Raw genomic sequence first — 19,299 nt, forward strand, 5'->3', positions numbered from 1 at the left:
CGCCAGGAAGGCGACACCATCATGCTTTTGACCAACGACATGGAGCGCTCCGCAGTCGAGATCGGGCAGCTCTACAAAGGCCGCTGGCAAATCGAGCTTCTGTTCCGCTGGATCAAGCAGCACCTCAAGATCGGCAAGTTCCTGGGCAACAACGGCAATGCAATCCGCCTGCAGCTCTTCGCGGCAATGATCGCCTATGCACTGCTGCGCATCGTCGCGCGCGCCCGAGGTGTCGCCATTCCAATCCTGCGGTTCACAGAGCTGGTCGCCCAATACTTGTTCGGGCGGCGAAAAATAAACGCCATCGATAAGCCGCCGCCGGTCAATCCGAGCCGACCAAGAGACCGATCCTCCCTCAATCAGATGGCCTTCATATATGAATAAATTTCCCCGGACAGTCCTGCACGTCCCGGAAGCGGCCCTTCGGCTTTCGGCCCCAAATGCTGCCTGGCGGCGATGCGCCGCATTATCGGTCATCCAGGCGCCAATGAAACTTCTCCAAAGCTGCCGTGCCAAATGATTCTTGCTAGCGACTGGGGCGAGAGGGGTCTTATCAAGGGTTTCAGGGGCGCACTCCAAAACGGGGCCCTCATTCCATAAAAAATCACACTCACCCGCCGCGGTCGACCTTGGGAAGCACCGAACCGCAAATGGCGGCTACCAGGAGCGTCACGCGCGATCGCGGAGCGACCGGACAAGATCGGGTGGGAGACATCGTTTATTCCCTCCTGCGCGGTCGTGCTTCGTTGCGACGACCCTCGTCCGAGTAACGGGCGAGTTCCGATCGTTTGCCGAAATTGCGCCGGCCAGAGCCCTGAAAGGATGGAGAGCCGTCGGCGAACTCCTAGTGTATGCTAGCGACGGAATCCGTCACACGTGGGGATCGTCATGGTCGGTTCGCCAGCAACTGCCACCCTTGTCCTCAACGACAAGGTTGTCGTTGACCTGGAAGGCGAGACGCTCCGTCTTGTTGATGGCGACACAATCGCCCTCAGGCCGCAGGCCTATGCGGTCCTTCGCCACCTCGTCCAGAACGCGAACAGGCTGGTCAGCAAGGCCGAGCTGCTTGAAGCCGTCTGGGGAAGCGCCGCCGTTACCGACGACAGTCTCGTTCAATGCATCCACGAGATCCGGCGAGCGCTCGGCGACCAACGGCATGCGGTCTTGGCCACCGTCTCGCGGCGGGGCTACCGCCTGTCGCTGGAGCGTGGCGACGAGAGTGCGCTCGGCGGCCCTTCGATCGCCGTGCTGCCGTTCGCCACCATGAGCGGCGACGAGCCTCACTACTTCGCCGATGGCCTGGTCGAGGACATCATCACCAACCTCTCGAAGATCCCGGGCCTGTTCGTCATCGCACGCAATTCCTCCTTCGACTTCAGGGGCGAGAAAGCCGATCCACGCACAATCGCCGCTGAACTGCGCGTTCGCTACCTGCTGCAGGGCAGCTTGCGGCAGTCCGGGGGGAGACTGAGGTTGAATGCCCAGCTTGTCGACGGCGCATCGGCCACTCATATCTGGGCCGACAGGTTCGAGGGCGCGGCAACGGACGTGTTCGATCTCCAGGATCAGTTGACCGAGCAGATCGTGGGCTCGATCGAACCGAGTGTCCGTCGTGCGGAGATCGACCGCGCGCGCCGCAAGCGGCCCGAAAGTCTGGACGCGTACGATCTCTACCTTCGGGCCCTGCCGCACGCGCATGCGAACACGCCCGTCGAGACCGACAAGGCCCTGCAACTGCTGGCGCGCGCGATCGAGCTTCAGCCGGACTATGTCGCTGCGCATGGCTACGCCGCATGGTGTCACGAGCAGCGCTACCTCCGCAACGGTTTGGATCCCGCAGACAAGGCGGCCGCACTCAACCACGCCGACATTGCGTTAGGCATCAACAGCGACGACCCGCAGGCGATGAGCATCGGCGCGTTCGTCCCCGCCAACCTCACCCGGGACTACGACGCCGCCGTTGAGGTGCTCGACCGGGCCCTCGCATTGAACCACAATTCGGCCTTAGCCTTTGGCTTCAGCGCTTTGGTCAGTGCCCACAGCGAGCGACACCAGCGGTCGGTGGAACATGCGCACAAAGCGCTGCGGCTGAGCCCGCTCGACGATCCGCTGAGCTACCATCCCTACTGCGCACTAGCCCTGACCCACCTTTTTGCCGGCGCCTTTGCCGACGCGGCCAGATACGCCGCTCTGGCGGTCCGGGCCAATCCCGGCTTCAGCATCCCGTACGCCTATCTGGCGGCCAGCCACGTCGGCCTTGGCAATGTCGAAGCCGCGCACTCTGCGGCAACACGACTGATCGAGGTGGCGCCGAATTTCTCGGTCGGCGGCTACGTGCGAACTAGCCTGTTCCGGCCGTACTTGATGGACGCGCTGGCAACAGCCTTGCGAACGGCAGGGCTTCCTGAATGAGCCAGCCAGCGCGGACCGAACCGCGCGCAGGTCGCCCGACGACGGCTCTTGCACTAAGACATAGCCGCGTTTCGGCACTGTCTTTAACAGCGGGTGGTCGTTGTCTCCCGATGCTTGGCGAATGTCGGTCACGCATTGAACGAGGCTGTCCTCGGTGACGACGACGCCTCCCCAAACCGCGCGCATCAGGTCTTCCTTGGAGACGATATGGTTGGGATGCTTTGAGAGGTACTCGAGCACGGCGAAGGCTTGAGGGCGGAGTGCGGTGTCTCTGCCATCGGCGGCGTGCAAGACGCCGGCATCGAAGTCAGCAGTCAGTCCCTTGAAGCGAAACTTGGCGTTTCCAAACGTCCATTCCGCTTCTCGGGTCAGCGTCGATGAGTCGCGGGCGTCCATATTAGCAAACGCTCTTCTACCGAAACGGGCCAGACGAAGACGCCGATCGGGAAAATATCGCCCTTTGATCGGAGTCCTTTCGTTACATCCGGCAGGACTTCGCTCACACTTGCCGGCGGATTTGCCACCTGCTGTCCGCCGGAACACGACAGATGAATCGCGCTTGGTGTTTCTCAGCTGCCCTAGCGATACTGTCTTGCTGGAATGGCGCTGACGCCCACGACACCGAATCGGGATGGACCTATCCACCTGCTTGCTGCGGAGGCGACCAAGAGAGAGGCGATTGCCAAGAAATTCCGAATACCAGTGTGAGCACCGGCCCTGATGGTTTCAGAGTGCTGCTCAATCCGGGCGACCATCACCTCGTCACAAGGCAACACTTTTTCCGAATTCCGTATGGCGACACCATTCCGTCCGGAGACAGCCATTTTCACATTTGCTTGCACCCAACCGAAGATCACGCAAACTGCTTCTTTGCTCCTCCCGACGGATTTTGATTTGCGAGGCATCGGACGCATCCTATGGCGCCCGCGGAAGGCGCTCCTAAGGGTAATATGGACTTTTTCTAAGTCATGCAGTCGTTCGGCGATCCAACGCAGCATCGGGAAGACCAAGGGCTAGGCCACGGGGGATTTCGGCGTTTGCTATGCTCGCCACGCTCGGACGCTTTGCTGATGTGGTTGTCTCGCGCCGGCCCGGAGTGCCGACTAGACCTACAGTTGGGAGGTCGCAGGCGGAGCATTTCGCGGAGCCCGGAATGTCGGCTTGCTAACGTCTGCAGCCTAGAAGCTGCCGGTCCGCGGTCGGCCCAATTCCGGACATACTAAGTTTCTTCGTTCGCTAGCGGGAGCTTCGCCCGGCGTCACAACCATATGCGTCATCACGGCGACAGCGGCCCGCCAATACCGGCGCGATCAGCGACTCACGTCTCCCTCTGCGCCGAGCTGGTTCTATGGCTGCCCAAGAGGCTGCGCCTCCCCCGCCTCGCATTCCGGCAGCCGCACAGGTTTGGCGAGTTTTGCCAGCGCTCCGGGCTTGGCGCAAAGCGGAAAGCCGGCGAGCGGCATTGTCTCGATGAAACGACCGCGCTCCGTCTTGCTCAAGCTGAATTCATTGACCATGCCCTCGACGGTCAAATCCGTGTAGTGCTTGAGAGTTTCCCTAACCGAAGCATTCGACTCATCGATTCGACCCAGTGCCGCCAGGGAGCTGCTACGCATCACCCATTCCCATTTGCCGTAGTTATCGGGCGTCTTGCGTTCCAGCATCTTCAAGGCGTCCTCATAGCGGCCAGCCATAAAATAGGCAGTGGAGTAGAAAGCAGTTGCCCACATAGGGTAATTCGGGTCGAGCCGTATAACTTGGTCGACTAACTGAGCGCCGCGTTCGGGTTCGTCGAAGCCTGACGCAAAGCCGGAATAGAATGTCAGGATTTCGGCCGAACCGGGAGCGAGGCGGAGGGCCGTGTCCAGCTCGACCTTGGCGCGGGCGTTGTCGCCCTTGTCTTTGAGGCTCATGCCAAAAACGGCGTGCGCCTCGGCGTCGCTCGGATCGAGCCGCACCGCGCGTTCGGCCACATCGGCAGCCGCCTTGATCTCGCTTTCGGAATTGATACCGAAGCCAGCCAATATGTTATGAGCATGATAGAGCTCCACCCAGGCGCGGGCGAACTCCGGGTCCAGCTTGACAGCGAGGTTGAGCAGCCTGATGGCCTCCTCCTCATCCGCTACGGTAATCTTTTCAATCCTTTCGGTTCCGAGCAGATAGTAGTCATAGACAGTCAAGTTGTCCGGCCGTTTACGCTTCGCTGCAGCCCGCCCCGCTCCTTGAATCAGCCCCACGCCGTTGCCGAGACGGTTGGTGACCTGCTCGGCGATCTCGGTTTGCACGGCGAATACGTCTTCAGCAGGCCGGTCCCATCGCTCCGACCACAGATGGTTGCCGGTCTGTGCATCGATCAACTGCGCGGTGATCCGCAGCCGACCGCCCTGGCGCTGGATCGAGCCTTCCAGCACATAGCCGACGTCGAGCGCACTCGCGACCTGGCGGACATCCACCGACTTGCCTTTGTACGCTTGCGTCGAATTGCGTGCCACGACGTCGAGTTCGGGAAACTGCGCGAGATCGGTGATGATGTCCTCGGTGAGGCCATCGGCCAGGCGCCCGGTGGCCTCGTCGCCGCCAAAGTTGTTGAAGGGCAGCACTGCGACCGACGGCTTGGCACCCAGAGCAGCTGAATGAAAGAACCACCATGTCCCGCCGCCCAGCAGAGCAAATAGCGCGATGGCCGCCGCCGTCCCAACCCAGCGCGGCATCGCCTTACGCAAGGTCCAGCGCGGCCGCTTGCTATCGAGCCTTAGCCGGTACATCCGCACCGGACGGCTGATATTCTTTACTTGTTGCTCGCCAGCGAAATCGAGGGACCAATCAAGCTTGCCTTGCAGATGGTCAAAGGCTGTGCCCGACACGATCACGCTGCCAGCATCAGCGAGTTGCTGCAATCGCGCGGCGACATTGACGCCATCGCCATAGACATCATCGTCCACCAGCGCCACATCGCCCAGATTGACCCCGATACGGAAGACAATGCGCTGAGGCTCCGGCATTCCCGCATTGCGCGCGGCCGCCGCGCTTTGGATCTGCGCTGCGCAGGCAACCGCGTCGACCACGCTCTCGAAGACAACCAGCGCGCCGTCTCCCATCAGCTTGATGAGGCGGCCATGGTGCTGGGAGATGGCGGGGTCGAATAGCTCGGCACGAACGGATTTCAATCGCTCAATGGTGCCGGGCTCATCGGCCTCCATCGCCTTTGAGTAGCCGACCATATCGGCCGCCAGGATCGCCAACAGTTTCCGGTTCAATGGAGGGACGATCATCATCCGGCCCCCGGACCCAACATAGCTAAAATGGTACACCTAACCCAGCGCCCTGACGAGAGGCCCGCCCTGCTATAGCCAGGAAGTCGTCCAATAGCCCAGTTGGTCGGAAGGTCGCTTCTGGCGCAAAGCGGTCCGCACTACGCACGCAAGGGTCGGCTTTCTTGCCCAGTCATCCTGGAAGCTGCCATTCCGCTTACGGCCCCAACTGCAGCATTTTCCACTTTGAGGCGAAATAATTCTCGACTATGGTCCGTCAGGCTTACGGCATGGGGGATTGCCGATGGTTTTATCGCGCAGGGGTGTCGTGCTCGGCGGCCTGGCGCTAGTCGCGGTCGGTGCAACCGGCAATATTGTTCAAGCCGCGACGGCAAAATCCTTTTTCGCCGGTACCGCCAGCGACAACAATTTTGTCTATCGCAAGACCAACTTCGCCAAGATCGACAAGAGATGGCATCGCCAGATCGTCAAGTATTTCAGCAGCGAGCCGGTCGGCACCGTCGTGGTCGATACCCGCCACCACTTCCTCTACCTCATCATGGAAAACAAGACCGCCATCCGCTACGGCGTCGGCGTCGGCAAGGACGGCTTCAAATGGTACGGCCGCGCGACGATCGACCGCCGTGCGCTGTGGCCGCAATGGGTCCCGCCCCCCGAAATGCGTAAGCGCAAGCCGGACCTGCCGCCCATGGTCGCAGGCGGCGCGTCCAACAATCCGCTCGGGCCGCGCGCGCTCTATCTGTACCGCGACGGCGCCGACATCGGCTACCGCCTGCATGGCACGCTGGAGCCATGGAGCATCGGCACCGACGCTTCCAGCGGCTGCATCCGCATGTTCCCGGAAGACATCATCGACCTCTACCAGCGGTGCCCGATCGGCACCGCAGTGGAGGTCCTACCGCACATCGCCGACCAGGCGCCCGCTTCCACCACTGTCGAATGATTGGCGCATCATGAACCGCATGATTGAAACCACACGCCGGCTGCTCGCCGCCGGCCTGCTGGTGCTGGCCGCATCCTGCTCGACCAGCAACACGCTGGCCCCTCCTACCCCCGACGTCACCAACACCGAGATTGCCGGTTTCCAGAACGTGCAGCCGGGCAGCGAGGAGGATTTTATCCTCAATGTCGGCCGCCGCACCTATTTCACGCAAGGTTCGGCCGCGCTCGATTCTGTCGCCAAGGCCACCCTTGACACCCAGATCGCCTGGTTAGCAAAGCATCCGCGCTGGCTGCTCAAGCTGCAGGGTTTCGCCGACGATCCAGGCGCAAGTGAAACGGCGCTGTCGAAGCAGCGCGCCGATGCGGTGATGGACTACCTCGCCGCCGCCGGCATAGACCGCAACCGCATGTGGGCCAAGGGCTACGGCAAGGACAGGCTCGTCCGCGACTGCCCCGATGCCGCCTGCAGGTCGCAGAACCGCCGCGTTGTGTCTAATTTGCGCGATGAGAGGGACGAGTCGTAGGGGCTGCTTGTCACCAAATCAGAGTCTCACAATGCGACGGCGGCATGGCTGCTTTCGCCGCATTTCGGCCTAACGGGCAAAGTTCGTCGTTGCCCTAAAGCGGACACCATCAAGCTGAGGGTGGTGATTGCGACTCTCCCCGATCGGGGAAACATTCCTTTATCCAACCCCGTGGAAGGCACGAGACGCGACCATGAGTGGGAACGGCTCAGCCCATACCAAGACGCAATAATTTAGGATACCTTTCTGGGACTGAGCTGTCGCGACCTATGGTCGGGTCGCGTCACGTGGGAGACCTTCCTCCAATCTCAAAGCCGCATGCATGCGTCGATCGCTATTTCAGAAGTATTTTCTAGTCTTGTTCGCGGCGGCCATTTTTCCGATGGCCGCCGGTGGCATCAGCAACACTTAGTTCAGCTATGTCGACCAGCATGCGATCCTCAGTGCCCTGCTGCAGTCCGAGGCAACATCGGCGGCCGTCAAAATTGAGAGCTTTCTTGACAGCATCCAGCTTGCGCTCGGCTCGACGATCCCCCCGGAAGGGTCGAATATGGCCAGCGTGAAACAGCTCCGGCTTCTTGCCGTACGAGCGATGCACCAGGCCTCGGGAATCCTCAGCATCAGTATTGTCGACGGTACTGGCGCGGAGCGGCTGCACATCTCTCGCACTGGCAAAAACAGGACAGAAAGCGGGGCGGATCGCTCAGGCGATCCCGCTGTCGTGGGCGTCAGGACGGCGAAGGTCTGGTACGGCCCAGTCATTTATCGCCCGGGTTCCGAACCCTCCATTACCATGGCGATGGCCAGTTACGACAATTTGGTCGTCGCCAACTCGGTCATCGCCGAAATCAGTCTGAAGCCTATCTGGCTCATCGTTTCCGAAATCCGCGTGGGCCGCAGCGGCCAGGGATTTGTCATCGACCAGGCCGGCCGCATCATCGCTCACCCCGCGATCAGCAAAGTGATGCAGGGCGCCGACGAGAAAGCAGCGTTGGCCCTGCGCGAATTGCAGGATGCGATCGCTGCCGCAGGCGGCACTGCGATTGCGAGCCGCAACGCCGAGAATGAACGCGTTGTGACTGCTGGCGCGCCGGTTACCGCGGCCGGCTGGACGGTAGTTGTCGAGCAGTCGCAGGCAGAGGCTTTTGCACCTCTATACGCTTCATTGTGGCGGACCGGCGGGTTGTTGTTCCTCGCCACAGTCCTTGCGGCGGTGCTCGCATATTGGCTTGCCAGACGGATGAGCGGGCCTATCCTCCTGTTGGAGGAAGGCGCTCTCAAGATCGGTGCTGGACAGTTCGATCACCGGATCAACATCTCCACTGGAGACGAACTTGAGCGGTTGGCTGCTCGGTTCAACCAAATGGCGCAGGAACTTGCCACATCGCGGGACCGCGCGGAGCGACTGACGCGGTTGAAGCGCTTCCTTGCACCACAGGTTGCGGAACTCGTAGAGAAGGCCGGTGACGAGCGAATGCTCGCTGGACAGCGCGCAGAAGTAGTCGCTGTTTTTAGCGACTTACGTGGCTTTACTGCATTTTCAGCGCACGCTGAGCCTGAGAACCTCATGCAGGTCCTGCGTGAGTACTATGAGGCGCTCGGCGCGATCATCACCAAGTATGAAGCAACGCTGACCAGTTTTTCGGCGGATGGATTGATGATTCTCGTCAACGCCCCGGTTCCATGTGAAGGGCCGGCGCTTCATGCCGTAAAAATGGCTGTCGACATGCAGGATTCCACACAAGAGCTCATATCTGGGTGGCGACAACGTGGTTATAAGATTGGCTTCGGCATGGGGCTCGCTATGGGGTGGGCAACGGTGGGTCGAATTGGCTATGAGGCCCGCGCTGACTACACCGCAATTGGCAATGTCGTGAACTTGGCATCGAGGCTGTGTTCGTCCGCTGAAGATGGACAAATCCTTATCGATTATTCCGTGGCGCGCCATTTGCCTGGCAGCACGCCGATCGTTGACCTCGGTACTCGCCAGTTCAAAGGCCTCGAAGGGCACGTTCGCGTCTACAATGTTGAGACGCAAGGGATTGTGCGGCCGAATTTAGATTCTGCTGAGAATGACGCAAGGGAAAAGGGCTAGGCTCCTTTGCATCGACGTCCGCAATCGTTCTTCCCTGCACCACAAGCGGACCTACTGCTTCCGTGCCAGGCGGGAACGCTGAAGGGTTTCGGGTGCCGTCAGGCGTACGAAAGCCTCTCATGCAGGAACCGACGGGCAGCAGGCGGTGAGCTATGGGGATTTGTGTTTCGGGCTGTGCCAGCGCCTATCGCGAACGTCCGCGTTCGGTGCTGTCAGGATGTCGAGGAAGTAGCTTTCCGGCCTGGTCGGGGGCCTGTCGCGATGACGACGGTGGGGTTTGGGCACCGGGAGACTGGCGCCGCAGCGCAGCGCACATGCGTTTCCGTTGACCCGAGCCGGCGTAGCGCGGTCGTGTGGCCAAACGGCCATGCCGGGTCATGGGGCGGTCTCCCGGTTCGTCGTCCGTGCGCCCGGCGCTCCGCGCGGCTGCCTGCAGCGTTCGAACACCTCGATGACGATCATGCGTCCGCCGCAGCAGGGGCATGGCGGAGCCCGAACGCTTCAAACTCAATCCACTCCACCACATGCCGGAACTAAACATCTAGCCATACCGGACCTACCGGCCTGGTGCCTTGCTCCTTCACGTCACCCAAACCGACAAGGGTGCCGGACCGCTCCCACCGGCGTGAGTGACGAAGCCCGTCTGCCGGCTGGCGAGCGCTAGTCATGATCTTCGATTCCCCTTCCGCGCTGCTATTGGCCTCTGCAACTGCCGCATGGAGTTCCTGCATATCTGCCTGTAGCATTTAGAAGCTCATCTTTGGCCTGAAGTCACAACTCCTGTTCGGGTACAATTAGAGTTCCCAAACTTAGGGCATATTCGCCGAAGAGTTAAGGTGATGTCCCACGCGGGAGTTGAACTCCGGTTAGAAGACCCACTAGTTCCGCCTGTCTTTTGGTCCCGGTCTTCTCCAGTACCGATTTGAGTTGTCTGCGAATTGTCTCGCGCGATACACAGTTCGTTGCTGCGATCTCCCCCACGCTATGCCTCCCCACCAACTGTCTCGCGACGTTCGCCTCCGCAGGAGTAAGATCAAAAAGCCCATTAAGTACATGGGCGGGAGGAGTATCAGGCTTTGCTAGTGAGGTTACCGCCAGCAAAATCGCTGCGCCCGAGAAAATGTCCCGTGCTCGTCTTCTAACAGGTATCAGATGGACAACGCATGCAGGAGAGTTGTCGATCGCCGGGATGGGAATCGAGCACGAATGTACACCCGAGCCATTCCAGGTAAATTCGGCCACTGCAGCATGAAACAGATCATGCGCGGGCCGATGCGACATACCAAGTCTCCCCCTTGCAAGCGGAATAAACTGCTTGTCCAAAGCTTCCATCAAAGGGTTGGTGGAGAGCACTGTTCCGTCATCACGAAGTACGGCTCCGGGTAAACCTATTTTGCCCAACGCTTCGCTCATCGCGCGTGCCTGCTCAAGGCCAAGACGAACCGACATAAGAGCCGAACGTGCCAAGTGCGGCCGAAGCTGGTCGAGCGAAGTAAGAACCGACCGGTCCAACGGTCCTTTGTCGCCGGACCTTTCGATATCAAACACAACCAAGTCGCCAGTTGGCATGGGGATTATTGTACCCGTGCCCCAGCCACCTCCGTATTTTCTCAAGTAGTCGTAAAATGGATCGGTGGCGGCTTCGTGGGGCGTGACGACATCGTAATCAACGACAAACCCCGGATAGTTCATGTTTGCCAGGCGAGGCGCCCGAATATTGCGCGCGCCCCAGCCCCCGGCGACATATGCGTCGAGCAGCGGACCGTATCGTTCCGAGGTCACTGCCCGGACCCGCTGCTGTGCGTCGACTGAAAACAGAAAACCGCCGTCGCAGCGCGCAAGGAGAGCGATCCGATCGAGCACATCGACCCACAGCTCCGGAAGGAACGCCGTCTCGTAGATTCGGTCGATGATGCTGCCTTCTACCCCCAATCGGCTCATGCCAGCGATTCCGGGCGAATGTGGTCCGATTCAGAGCGAGGAGGCGACGTGCCCGCCAACAACCCCAGCAAGTCAGCCTGGCGGTGGGACCCGGTCTTCGCCAAGACCGTCTTGAGGTGATTGCGAACAGTCTCGTAGCTGATGCCGAGATCTTTGGCGATCGAACGGGGGGTGCGTCCAAACCCGAGAGCATGAGCAATCCTGGCTTCCGCCTGCGTCAGATCGAAGAGTCCGCTCAGGAGCGCCTCCGCCGGCGGATTGAGCTTGCCGACCGGTGTAACGAGGGCGATGCAGGCTGCACTGTTGAAAATATCATGGGCGGCGCGACGGAGGGGGAGCAGGTGCATCACCGCTTTTTCCTCGTTAAGCCCGAGCGATGCGAAAGACAAAACGCCGATTTCGCACGTTCCAAATGAAGCCTAGCCGCCATAATGCCCGCACGCGCCAGATGCGGCCTCAAGCTGTCCAGGAGATCAATAGCGAAGCGGTCACAAGGTCCGGCCTCGACGGCACGGTCGAAACTGTAGACCATCATGTCATCGTTGGGGACATCGATGATGGTCCCCGCCGCCCAGCCTACTCCCTTAGGGCGACAGAGTTCAGTGTACAACGGGTCGCGGTCGACCTCTTCTTTGGTGAAGATGTCGAGGTCGTGCACGAACCCAGGGTATTTCATGGGGGCTAAGCGCGTCGCCCGCGAATTGCGCTTGTCCCAACCGCCGTCAACAAATGCGCGCATGAACTCCGCGGTGCCGGGAGAACTGGTCCAGCGGATCTCGCCGGCACTGGCGGTAAACAGAATGCCTCCTGCAGAACTGATTGCATGGCTTAGATTGTCGAGTACTTCCGACCACAGCTCCGAAATGATCGCCGCCTCATAGATACGGTCGATGATTACCGTCCTCGATCCCCAATCGGCTCATTCTAGCGTTGCACCTAAGTCGGGGAGTACCCACGGACTTCCTTCCTCAAAGAGTGCCATCGGCAGATCTAGGGTCTCCGTTCGGTCGGACCGTCACCCCGGGTGGTTGGGATAGATCCTGGACATCACAGACATCAGTTCCGCCTGTCGGCTGGTCTCGGTCTTGGAAAATATGCTCTTCAGTTGATTGCGAACCGTCTCGCGCGCAAGCTTCAGCGTGTCCGCGATCGTCCCAATATCGTGCCCGGCGCTCAAGAGGCTTGCGACGCGCCCTTCTGCTGCCGTTAATCGGAGGGCGTTTCGCAGCCGGTCCGTGGAATGTAGAGGTCTTTCGTCGAGGTCCGACACGATGAGTATGGCGCTCGCATACTGGAACGCATCGGCTATGATCCCGATGCTGGGCAGCACGTCGACGAGCAGCGGGCGGCTGCCAGGCCTGGCGAGGGCGACCGGTCCAATATCCTTCAACGCCGTAGACGAACGCGTCCGCGTGGCGATTCCGATGACGCGCTGGAGGGCGATGTCGCTCTCGTGATGCATGGCGTGGAGGTGCCCGTTGGTGATCGAGAGCCCCGCGTGCAGCAGCTGGCTTGCCCTTGAATTGAGCTGCGCCACCCGGCCGCGCCAGTCCAGGAGGAACGCGGCGCTCGAGATGTCGAGGACGTTGAGGCTGACCTTGCCCCGCGAGGAGACCAGGCGCTCGGACAGTGCGATCAGCCGCCGAAAATGGGAAACCAGCGTCTCCAGATATCGCGCGTCATCCCGCGTGAACTGGCCCTGACCCTGGCCTTTCAGCATCGGCACGGCCCATGGCGCGCCCTCGACATTGCAGCCAATCATCGCGAAGCCGGGAAATCCGAAAGGCAGGTAGAGTTCGTTGTATTGCCGAAGGCGCCTTCGGTCCTCTTTCGTGGACAGGTCGTCTTCGATGACCACGGTTCTGCCCGCGTCAAGCAGGGGCAGTCCTCGTTCGGCCCGGTAGTGGTTGAGGAACCAGTTGTTCTTAATATACTCCTGCAAGAGGTCTCGGTAGTCGTGCGAGGCCGGCATTTCGAGCAGCGACCGATTGGGACTCCGAGGATCATTGCTGCTGCTGTCGGGGTTGCGCGGATAGAACATAACGCACGCGGCGTCGAGCGAGCGCGCCAGTCCGTGAAGGGCGTCAGGCCAGGTCTCGGGAGTCAGGATCGCCTCGTAGCAGGCGTCGACGGCCTTGTTTACCCGCTCCTGTTTCATGGCCACACCTTCGCGAATTTCCTTGCGATCATCGTGAGGTGACCGATTGCCCGGGTCCGTATCTTTGCGGATAGGCTCAAATCGGCGTTTCGGGACCGGGACTCGCGGGAACGCCCATCGGTTTCAATCCGCCAGCCATTGGCATGAGTCTCAATTGCGCGAGACGCCGAGCGTGCGCGCGGCAGGATCGGCAAAGGATCGTGGACATCGAAAGGCAACGCGCCGAGGCTTCCGGTGGCCTTCGCCGCCCGCTCCATCGCTTTATCCCGCCGGGTCGGATCAAGCGCTGCTTCGACCTGACAGTCTTGGATGACAGCAAAATCGAACGCTGGAGACACAAAACACCTCCCCCACAGACTGTTGCCTATGGCGCTACGGCAAATAATCCACCGAAAATCCCCAATTCGTATCCAGAATCGGTAGCCACTATCCAGAAAGGGTAGCCACTTTCAGTTGATAATTTGGCCAATACTACTCAGGGGTTGTCCCCTCAACCCCCATTAAGTATTTGAAGGTTGCGCCTTTTTTATTTTTCTGTCCAGCTTTTACATGCCTTTTATTCGGTTTATGCCGCTCCATTTCCGGCGAGCGACTTACTGAAGTTAACTTCAGCGCCGGGTCTTTTTCCACTCATGACCCGTTTGGGTCATGAGCCATTCTGTCGGAGGAAGTACCCTCCTCTATTAGTCGGCCGGGACGAGAAGCTGAGCGCCATGATGGCTGCTCTGACGACATCCGGCCCAACAACAGAAGCTTTGCCGAGACTACTGAACCTAGCCCAGGTTGGGCTCCGGGGGGCGGCGAATGTCGAAGCTCACGGCCAACTTGCTTCTCCTGTTCGCCGCCGCTCTGTGGGGCTTCGGGAATGTGGCGCAAAAGACCGTGCTCGATCACCTCGATGCGCTGAGCGCCGTTGGCCTGCGCTGCCTGATTGGCGGACTGCTTGTGCTACCCTTCGCCCTGACCGAACGGCGAGTGCCTGCCGGCGCCGGCCATTTTTCCAGTCTGGTCCGGGTGGTCGCGCTGTTTGCCGTCTCCATCGTGCTCCAGCAGCTCTGCTATCTCGGCGCCACCGTCACGAATGCAAGCTTCCTGATCAGCACGGCAACGGTGATCACGCCCCTGGCCGCCTGGCTGCTCGCCGGCGAACGTCCAACGGCGGGTCTCATACTCGCCGCCGGATCGACCGTGATCGGCTGCCTGCTTCTGTCAGGCGGGATCGCCGGTTTCAGCGGCGGCGATCTCACCGCCATCCTGTCGGCCGGCTGCTATGCGCTCTGGACGGTCGAGCTTGGCCGACACATGCAGGCCCATGCGCGTCCGCTCACGGCCGCGGCCGCACAGTTCCTCGGCGTAGCAGCCTTCGCCCTTCCGCTCGGGGCGGTGCACGGCAACCTCTCATTCACAGCGGCTTCCGAAGCTGCCCCCGAACTCTTGGTGCTTGGGGTTTTCTCCACCGCGCTCGCCTTCGGCATACTGATTGCCGCCCTGCGCTTCACCTCCGCCAGCCATGCCGCCGTGATCGTCAGCGCCGAAAGCGTCTTCGGCGCCATGGCTGCGGCGATCTTCCTCGGCGAGCGGTCTTCTGCCGTCGGCGCGTTGGGCGCCGCGATCATTCTCGGCTCGATCCTTTCGGTCGCGATGTCGAACCGCATGCCGATGGCACGCCTGCCCTTGCGAACTGACCCCAGCGCTCTCGACGCCTTCGGAGCCGCCCCGGGGGGCTGGGGCACTCCTGCCACCGCCAATCCAGGTCACGAGGAGGCATTCCATGACCCTTCCCGGTAACGCCCTCACTAATCCTGCCAGCCGTGGTCGGGCGCGTCGAAAACGGTCTGTCTTTGAGCTGGGTAACATGGTCGGGCGCCATCATCAGGATTCGAGGTCCAGGTCTCACTCGGACCCGGGACAGCGGGCCAATTCATTGCTGAGACTGGCAACGCTCACAGCCGCGGCGTTTTGGTGTCCGACGGCACATAGTGCCAACGTCGATGGAGCGATGCTGAATGTAGACGTCGCGGTCGTGTTCGCCGTGGATTTCTCGTCGTCGATCGACCCCAGGACCGCCGACCTGCAACGCGAGGGCCATGCCGCAGCACTCACCTCGCCCGAGATCATCGGCGCCATCTCCGATAACTACCTTGGCTGCATCGGCGTGGCATATTTTGAATGGTCAAGCGTCGGCCACGCTCGCACCGTGCTGCCCTGGACCCGTATCTGCGGATTGGAAGATGCCAAGGCAGCCGCGGCGGTGATCAGAACGAGCGGCGACACCGGCTATATCCGTCGCGGCCGGGGCGGAACATCGGTTTCGGCGGCCATCGACGTTGGAAGCCTTCTGCTTGATCGGTTTCCGGGAAACGCGATGAGGAAGGTGATCGACATCTCCTCCAACGGCGAGAACAACGACGGGCTTCCCGTTCAGCCGAGCAGGCAGAACGCCATTGACAAGGGATACACGATCAACGCGATAGCGATTCCGCCGGACGAGGAGGATCCCAAGCAACCACTGGCAACCTACTTCGCCCGGTCCGTCATCGGCGGCTCCCAAGCTTTCGCCATATCGCTGACGGGGCCGCGCGATTACGCAGCTGCCCTTCGCCGCAAGCTGGTCATCGAGGTCGGTATGAACGTGGTAACATACAAACAGGGAGTAACTAGAGACCGGAACACGGGAGGATGAAATGATTGTCAAGCATTGTCTTTTGGTCGTCGCGGTCACGACGCTCTGCCTCGGATCTGCCCAGGCCCAGTCTGTGAAACAAGCCATAGAAGCCGCCAATGCCGAGTTCGTGAAGGCATACAACAGTAAGGATGCAGCCGGGGTCGCGTCGAAGTACGCGGATGATGCGGCCGCATTCCCGCCAGATATGGCGCGGGTCGACGGCCGCCAGAATATCCAGAAGCTATGGCAGGGCGCGATCGATATGGGCATATCGGAGCTCGCGCTCACCACGCTTGAAGTCCAGGAATGCCGAAATCTTGCATACGAGTCCGGGACTTTCTCCCTCAAGGCACCGGGCAAGGATTCGAAGCTGGTGGATGCCGCCGGCAAGTATGTGGTGGTCTGGAAGAAAGGACCGGACGGCGGCTGGAAACTCTACCGGGACATATGGAACTTCGATCCCGGGAAATGAAGGTAGCCTTGGATGGCGGGCGCCTCATGGCCAATCAGAGACCCTCGCCAATTTCGTGGGGTACATTTGCAGCTCGGTACCGAGTCACCTGCCGGAGGAGCACATGGCGAAACTCACCATTGATCAATACCTGGCGGCGGCGGCGGCGCGGCTTGCCCATCTGACGCAGACCTATGCTATCGTTTTTTTTTCGCCAGTATCGCGACTATGTTCGCGATACTGGCGTACGCACCATCAGCGGGATTAGCCGCCAGGTTCGCGCTCGCGACGATTGTGGTCGCAATCACCGTTTATGGGGTCTTGGCAGCCAAGGCCGCCATGGATGACTTAAAGGCGATGCTGGACGATGCGGTCGACGACTTCTCGGGCAGCCGCTTCGGCGCTCACCTGAAGCAGATACCTACGGCGCTGTTCATCGGAGTAACCGTCATCCTCGTTCTCGCGATGGGGGTGACGCAGCTGTGGGCGATCATTTCGGCCTGACTGGGCTGGGTCCCGACTGTGTGGCCTGCGGCCGCTGGCGGGGCGCGGGATAGGCCGACCTGACACCGGGAAATGGCAGCAAGAGCGTCAACAATGAAGCCCGGCCAATATCGACTTGAACAACCGAACTCGGGGCGCAAGTCCGGCCCATAGTTGGGGTGGCACGCTTATCCTTGGCCTGGTGTTCTCGCGCTATATCGATGAAACAGCCAGCCGATTCTGGCCAGCAACGATACCGCGGAAGAAACATAGAATGACTGGGCAAATCAGGAGCACGACAGCGCCGAGGTTCAGAGCGGCGCTCGCGGAGCCGATCGAGTTGGAAAGCTTTCCGCCGATCACCGATCCAACCGGGCTCCCGGCATAGAAACGCTGTGCGGTAGGCCCCGCAGGTGGCCCTGTGCCAGCGCTCCCTGTAAGTTCAGTCACCGCCTCCATCGCGGCATTCCATCGGAAACGCCGTCTCCGCGAAGGCGTCGCCAATTGCGTCAATAGTAACCCAGCGCCCGCATCAATCCCGTCATGAAGGTTCTGGTCGAGCGAAATCCTAGCGGCATAGACCGGCGCCTGAGTTTTCCGTGCGCCGCTCTTGGATTCGTCCACTGTGAGGTTCGAATTCTCCGGCGCGCCTTTTTTCTGCTCATGACCCAAATGGGTCATGAGCAGTCCCTACGAAGGGCTATCCTTTGAGCGAGAAGCTGAAGGGCGTTGCGCCCTCGGGAAGGCGAAGCCGCTCACACACCAATTGGCAAAGGCCTTCTAGGAACAGTGCCTCGAATCGACGCGCTCGTGGGAGTCAACGGTCTCGGAAGACCGGACGGTCTGCCCAAGGATAATTGAGATGCAACCCTTGTCTACAGTTCTTGGCATGGGACTGTTGAGCACAGTTCCACTGATCGTGGGCCAGCCCGCGCCTGGTGTTTCTCATGTCGAGAAGCCTTGCCCCTGCGAGACTCACGAGAAGTGGCTTCTCATGCCATCAGCCGATGAAGTCGACGTCGCGATCGTTCTTGCGGCCGATATGTCGGGTTCCATCAACCAGAGCGAGGCAGCCTTGGAGCGGGAGGGCTACGCATCTGCCTTGGAATCAACCGACGTGCTGGAGGTGATCAAGGAGGGTCCACAAGGCAAGGTCGCCGTCACCTACCTCGAATGGTCGAGCGCGGGCACTTCGGAGACACGATTGGATTGGGCGATCCTGTCCGATGCGCATGACGCGTCTTTCATCGCGGGAGCCATTCGGGATGACTCAGAACGGAAGCACAGCGGTCCGCATGGCTCGAAAACATCGATCTCGTACGCCATCGATGTATCTGTCGACGCCTTTGACAAACTTCCGGCCAGGGCGTCGCGCAGGATCATCGACATCTCCGGCGACGGAACAAACAATGACGGATTTCCAGTTGAGGATAGCCGCCGGAGAGCGCTGCAGAAAGCGATCGTGATTAATGGCCTGCCAATTGGCCACGACGTTGAAAATGGCGAGACTATTCCGGAATATTACGAGCGGCACGTTATCGGAGGACCGGGCTCCTTCATGGTTACCGCCAACAGCGCCGCCGAATTTCGGCAGGCAATCACATATAAGCTAGCGAGAGAAGTGGCATTCCTCTCAAGCGGGGCTCGTCCCGGACTTGTCGGCCGCGCGGGCGGTCTGCAACAGATCGAGACCTATCAGCGGCGACACCCTGCGGGAGCGGTGATGTCTACGGCGTTCGATTTTGCGGCGTCGAAACCGGCACTTGACCCGACCCGATTCTTCCTTCGCGCACGTGGAGCGGCAACAGACGAGGACCGACGGCTCCAACAGACAAGAAACCGAACAAAGCCGATGATGTCACACGAGATTGAGGGAGGAGATTATGAAATACCTCGTAAATTGGAACGAGCGGCCACAGGGATCGGCGATTGAATACGAGAACGTCCAAAAGCGCATCCTGAAGATCTTTCAGCACTGGGAAATACCCAGCGAAATCAAGGTACATGCCTTCGTGGTGCGGGTTGGCGAATGGGGTGGCAGCATGCTGTTCGAGGCAGATGACCCGCTGCTAATGCACAAAATGTGTTCGATCTCCCCGGCGTTCCAATTCGAAGTGCATCAGGTCATCGACGTTCAGGACGCGGTTCGCGTCGAGATGGAAGCTATCAAATGGCGGGATGAACTTCCTTCCTCAACGCCTACTCGGTGTCAGTAGACCATTCGCTTTAGCGTTCGGCTTCCGCCGCGCAGCAATCACTGCGTCACCGGCAAATGGCAAAGCACCCCTCCGAAAATGGTCGAGCGTTCTTTGCCACAGGGCCGGTAACCAGAAAGTTTGCAATTGATCCGCCATGT

18 protein-coding genes and 2 pseudogenes are annotated in these 19,299 nt (G+C 60.3%); 12 read left to right on the forward strand and 8 right to left on the reverse strand.

Annotation, left to right across the window (positions count from 1 at the left end; translation table 11 throughout):
* Together NKH57_RS30760 and NKH57_RS30765 are read left to right on the forward strand one after the other, a co-directional pair.
* The coding region (locus NKH57_RS30760) for a transposase (protein WP_352949920.1) at positions 1–384 on the forward strand (384 nt) is incomplete at its 5' end.
* Positions 385–888: 504 nt separating this feature from the next.
* Positions 889–2,412 (forward strand): winged helix-turn-helix domain-containing protein, encoded by a 1,524-nt coding sequence (locus NKH57_RS30765; protein ID WP_352949922.1) that lies wholly within the window; start codon positions 889–891, stop codon positions 2,410–2,412.
* A gap of 66 nt (positions 2,413–2,478) precedes the next feature.
* On the opposite strand, the pseudogene NKH57_RS30770 reads toward NKH57_RS30765, so the two are convergent.
* Positions 2,479–2,808: pseudogene (locus NKH57_RS30770) on the reverse strand (winged helix-turn-helix domain-containing protein); the annotation flags it as partial.
* 152 nt (positions 2,809–2,960) lie between these two features.
* Between NKH57_RS30770 and NKH57_RS30775 the strand changes: the two are divergent.
* On the forward strand, positions 2,961–3,305 hold the full coding sequence (locus NKH57_RS30775; protein ID WP_352949924.1) for a hypothetical protein: 345 nt from the start codon (positions 2,961–2,963) through the stop codon (positions 3,303–3,305).
* A 453-nt stretch (positions 3,306–3,758) separates the two neighbouring features.
* Here NKH57_RS30775 and NKH57_RS30780 read toward each other — a convergent pair whose 3' ends face one another.
* Complete coding sequence (locus NKH57_RS30780) at positions 3,759–5,684, reverse strand: adenylate/guanylate cyclase domain-containing protein (RefSeq protein WP_352949942.1); 1,926 nt, start codon at positions 5,682–5,684, stop codon at positions 3,759–3,761.
* 283 nt (positions 5,685–5,967) lie between these two features.
* On the opposite strand from NKH57_RS30780, the gene NKH57_RS30785 reads away from it, so the two are divergent.
* The 3 genes and pseudogenes from NKH57_RS30785 (at position 5,968) to NKH57_RS30795 (ending at position 9,245) form a co-directional block, all read left to right on the forward strand.
* Complete coding sequence (locus tag NKH57_RS30785; protein ID WP_352837317.1) at positions 5,968–6,627, forward strand: L,D-transpeptidase; 660 nt, start codon at positions 5,968–5,970, stop codon at positions 6,625–6,627.
* Positions 6,628–6,637: 10 nt separating this feature from the next.
* A complete protein-coding gene (locus NKH57_RS30790) occupies positions 6,638–7,150 on the forward strand; it encodes an OmpA family protein (RefSeq protein WP_352735050.1) in 513 nt (170 codons plus the stop codon).
* A gap of 322 nt (positions 7,151–7,472) precedes the next feature.
* Positions 7,473–9,245 (forward strand): annotated as a pseudogene (locus NKH57_RS30795) (adenylate/guanylate cyclase domain-containing protein).
* An 831-nt stretch (positions 9,246–10,076) separates the two neighbouring features.
* On the opposite strand, the gene NKH57_RS30800 reads toward NKH57_RS30795, so the two are convergent.
* The 5 genes from NKH57_RS30800 to NKH57_RS30820 form a co-directional block, all read right to left on the reverse strand.
* Positions 10,077–11,186, reverse strand: a complete 1,110-nt coding sequence (locus NKH57_RS30800; protein ID WP_352949927.1) for a helix-turn-helix transcriptional regulator — start codon at positions 11,184–11,186, stop codon at positions 10,077–10,079.
* Positions 11,183–11,533 (reverse strand): helix-turn-helix transcriptional regulator, encoded by a 351-nt coding sequence (locus tag NKH57_RS30805; RefSeq protein ID WP_352949946.1) that lies wholly within the window; start codon positions 11,531–11,533, stop codon positions 11,183–11,185. The genes NKH57_RS30800 and NKH57_RS30805 overlap by 4 nt, the downstream gene beginning before the upstream one ends.
* Positions 11,533–11,925: a hypothetical protein gene (locus NKH57_RS30810; protein WP_352949929.1), complete on the reverse strand. Its 393-nt coding sequence runs from the start codon at positions 11,923–11,925 to the stop codon at positions 11,533–11,535. Before NKH57_RS30810 ends, NKH57_RS30805 begins: the two co-directional genes overlap by 1 nt.
* A 276-nt stretch (positions 11,926–12,201) precedes the next feature.
* A complete protein-coding gene (locus NKH57_RS30815; protein WP_352608785.1) occupies positions 12,202–13,344 on the reverse strand; it encodes a helix-turn-helix transcriptional regulator in 1,143 nt (380 codons plus the stop codon).
* A complete protein-coding gene (locus NKH57_RS30820; RefSeq protein WP_352949931.1) occupies positions 13,341–13,682 on the reverse strand; it encodes a hypothetical protein in 342 nt (113 codons plus the stop codon). The genes NKH57_RS30815 and NKH57_RS30820 overlap by 4 nt, the downstream gene beginning before the upstream one ends.
* A gap of 466 nt (positions 13,683–14,148) precedes the next feature.
* Here NKH57_RS30820 and NKH57_RS30825 point away from each other — a divergent pair, with 466 nt between their 5' ends.
* The 4 genes from NKH57_RS30825 (at position 14,149) to NKH57_RS30840 (ending at position 16,964) form a co-directional block, all read left to right on the forward strand.
* Positions 14,149–15,132, forward strand: a complete 984-nt coding sequence (locus NKH57_RS30825) for a DMT family transporter (RefSeq protein WP_352949933.1) — start codon at positions 14,149–14,151, stop codon at positions 15,130–15,132.
* A gap of 67 nt (positions 15,133–15,199) precedes the next feature.
* Complete coding sequence (locus tag NKH57_RS30830) at positions 15,200–16,027, forward strand: DUF1194 domain-containing protein (protein ID WP_352735059.1); 828 nt, start codon at positions 15,200–15,202, stop codon at positions 16,025–16,027.
* Position 16,028: 1 nt separating this feature from the next.
* Positions 16,029–16,481, forward strand: coding sequence for a YybH family protein (locus tag NKH57_RS30835; RefSeq protein ID WP_352735061.1), 453 nt, complete (start codon positions 16,029–16,031; stop codon positions 16,479–16,481).
* Positions 16,482–16,688: 207 nt separating this feature from the next.
* Positions 16,689–16,964: a hypothetical protein gene (locus tag NKH57_RS30840; RefSeq protein WP_352735063.1), complete on the forward strand. Its 276-nt coding sequence runs from the start codon at positions 16,689–16,691 to the stop codon at positions 16,962–16,964.
* Between the two features lie 192 nt (positions 16,965–17,156).
* Here the strand turns inward: NKH57_RS30840 and NKH57_RS30845 are convergent, their stop codons facing one another.
* On the reverse strand, positions 17,157–17,624 hold the full coding sequence (locus tag NKH57_RS30845; RefSeq protein WP_352608789.1) for a hypothetical protein: 468 nt from the start codon (positions 17,622–17,624) through the stop codon (positions 17,157–17,159).
* Positions 17,625–17,937: 313 nt separating this feature from the next.
* Between NKH57_RS30845 and NKH57_RS30850 the strand changes: the two genes are divergently transcribed.
* Complete coding sequence (locus NKH57_RS30850; protein WP_352949938.1) at positions 17,938–18,876, forward strand: DUF1194 domain-containing protein; 939 nt, start codon at positions 17,938–17,940, stop codon at positions 18,874–18,876.
* A complete protein-coding gene (locus tag NKH57_RS30855; RefSeq protein WP_352949940.1) occupies positions 18,827–19,159 on the forward strand; it encodes a DUF3303 domain-containing protein in 333 nt (110 codons plus the stop codon). The genes NKH57_RS30850 and NKH57_RS30855 overlap by 50 nt, the downstream gene beginning before the upstream one ends.
* Positions 19,160–19,299 lie beyond the last annotated feature (140 nt).

Origin of the sequence: Mesorhizobium sp. M1050, assembly GCF_040318715.1 — a bacterium.
Taxonomy (GTDB): Bacteria; Pseudomonadota; Alphaproteobacteria; order Rhizobiales; family Rhizobiaceae; genus Mesorhizobium.

Bases quoted from the DNA above. Each gene is read 5' to 3' on its own strand.
- NKH57_RS30765 (WP_352949922.1), top strand. From the start codon at position 889: ATGGTCGGTTCGCCAGCAACTGCCACCCTTGTCCTCAACGACAAGGTT.
- NKH57_RS30775 (WP_352949924.1), top strand. From the start codon at position 2,961: ATGAATCGCGCTTGGTGTTTCTCAGCTGCCCTAGCGATACTGTCTTGC.
- NKH57_RS30780 (WP_352949942.1), bottom strand. From the start codon at position 5,684: ATGATCGTCCCTCCATTGAACCGGAAACTGTTGGCGATCCTGGCGGCC.
- NKH57_RS30785 (WP_352837317.1), top strand. From the start codon at position 5,968: ATGGTTTTATCGCGCAGGGGTGTCGTGCTCGGCGGCCTGGCGCTAGTC.
- NKH57_RS30790 (WP_352735050.1), top strand. From the start codon at position 6,638: ATGAACCGCATGATTGAAACCACACGCCGGCTGCTCGCCGCCGGCCTG.
- NKH57_RS30800 (WP_352949927.1), bottom strand. From the start codon at position 11,186: ATGAGCCGATTGGGGGTAGAAGGCAGCATCATCGACCGAATCTACGAG.
- NKH57_RS30805 (WP_352949946.1), bottom strand. From the start codon at position 11,533: ATGCACCTGCTCCCCCTCCGTCGCGCCGCCCATGATATTTTCAACAGT.
- NKH57_RS30810 (WP_352949929.1), bottom strand. From the start codon at position 11,925: ATGCGCGCATTTGTTGACGGCGGTTGGGACAAGCGCAATTCGCGGGCG.
- NKH57_RS30815 (WP_352608785.1), bottom strand. From the start codon at position 13,344: ATGAAACAGGAGCGGGTAAACAAGGCCGTCGACGCCTGCTACGAGGCG.
- NKH57_RS30825 (WP_352949933.1), top strand. From the start codon at position 14,149: ATGTCGAAGCTCACGGCCAACTTGCTTCTCCTGTTCGCCGCCGCTCTG.
- NKH57_RS30830 (WP_352735059.1), top strand. From the start codon at position 15,200: ATGGTCGGGCGCCATCATCAGGATTCGAGGTCCAGGTCTCACTCGGAC.
- NKH57_RS30835 (WP_352735061.1), top strand. From the start codon at position 16,029: ATGATTGTCAAGCATTGTCTTTTGGTCGTCGCGGTCACGACGCTCTGC.
- NKH57_RS30840 (WP_352735063.1), top strand. From the start codon at position 16,689: ATGTTCGCGATACTGGCGTACGCACCATCAGCGGGATTAGCCGCCAGG.
- NKH57_RS30845 (WP_352608789.1), bottom strand. From the start codon at position 17,624: ATGACCCATTTGGGTCATGAGCAGAAAAAAGGCGCGCCGGAGAATTCG.
- NKH57_RS30850 (WP_352949938.1), top strand. From the start codon at position 17,938: ATGCCATCAGCCGATGAAGTCGACGTCGCGATCGTTCTTGCGGCCGAT.
- NKH57_RS30855 (WP_352949940.1), top strand. From the start codon at position 18,827: ATGAAATACCTCGTAAATTGGAACGAGCGGCCACAGGGATCGGCGATT.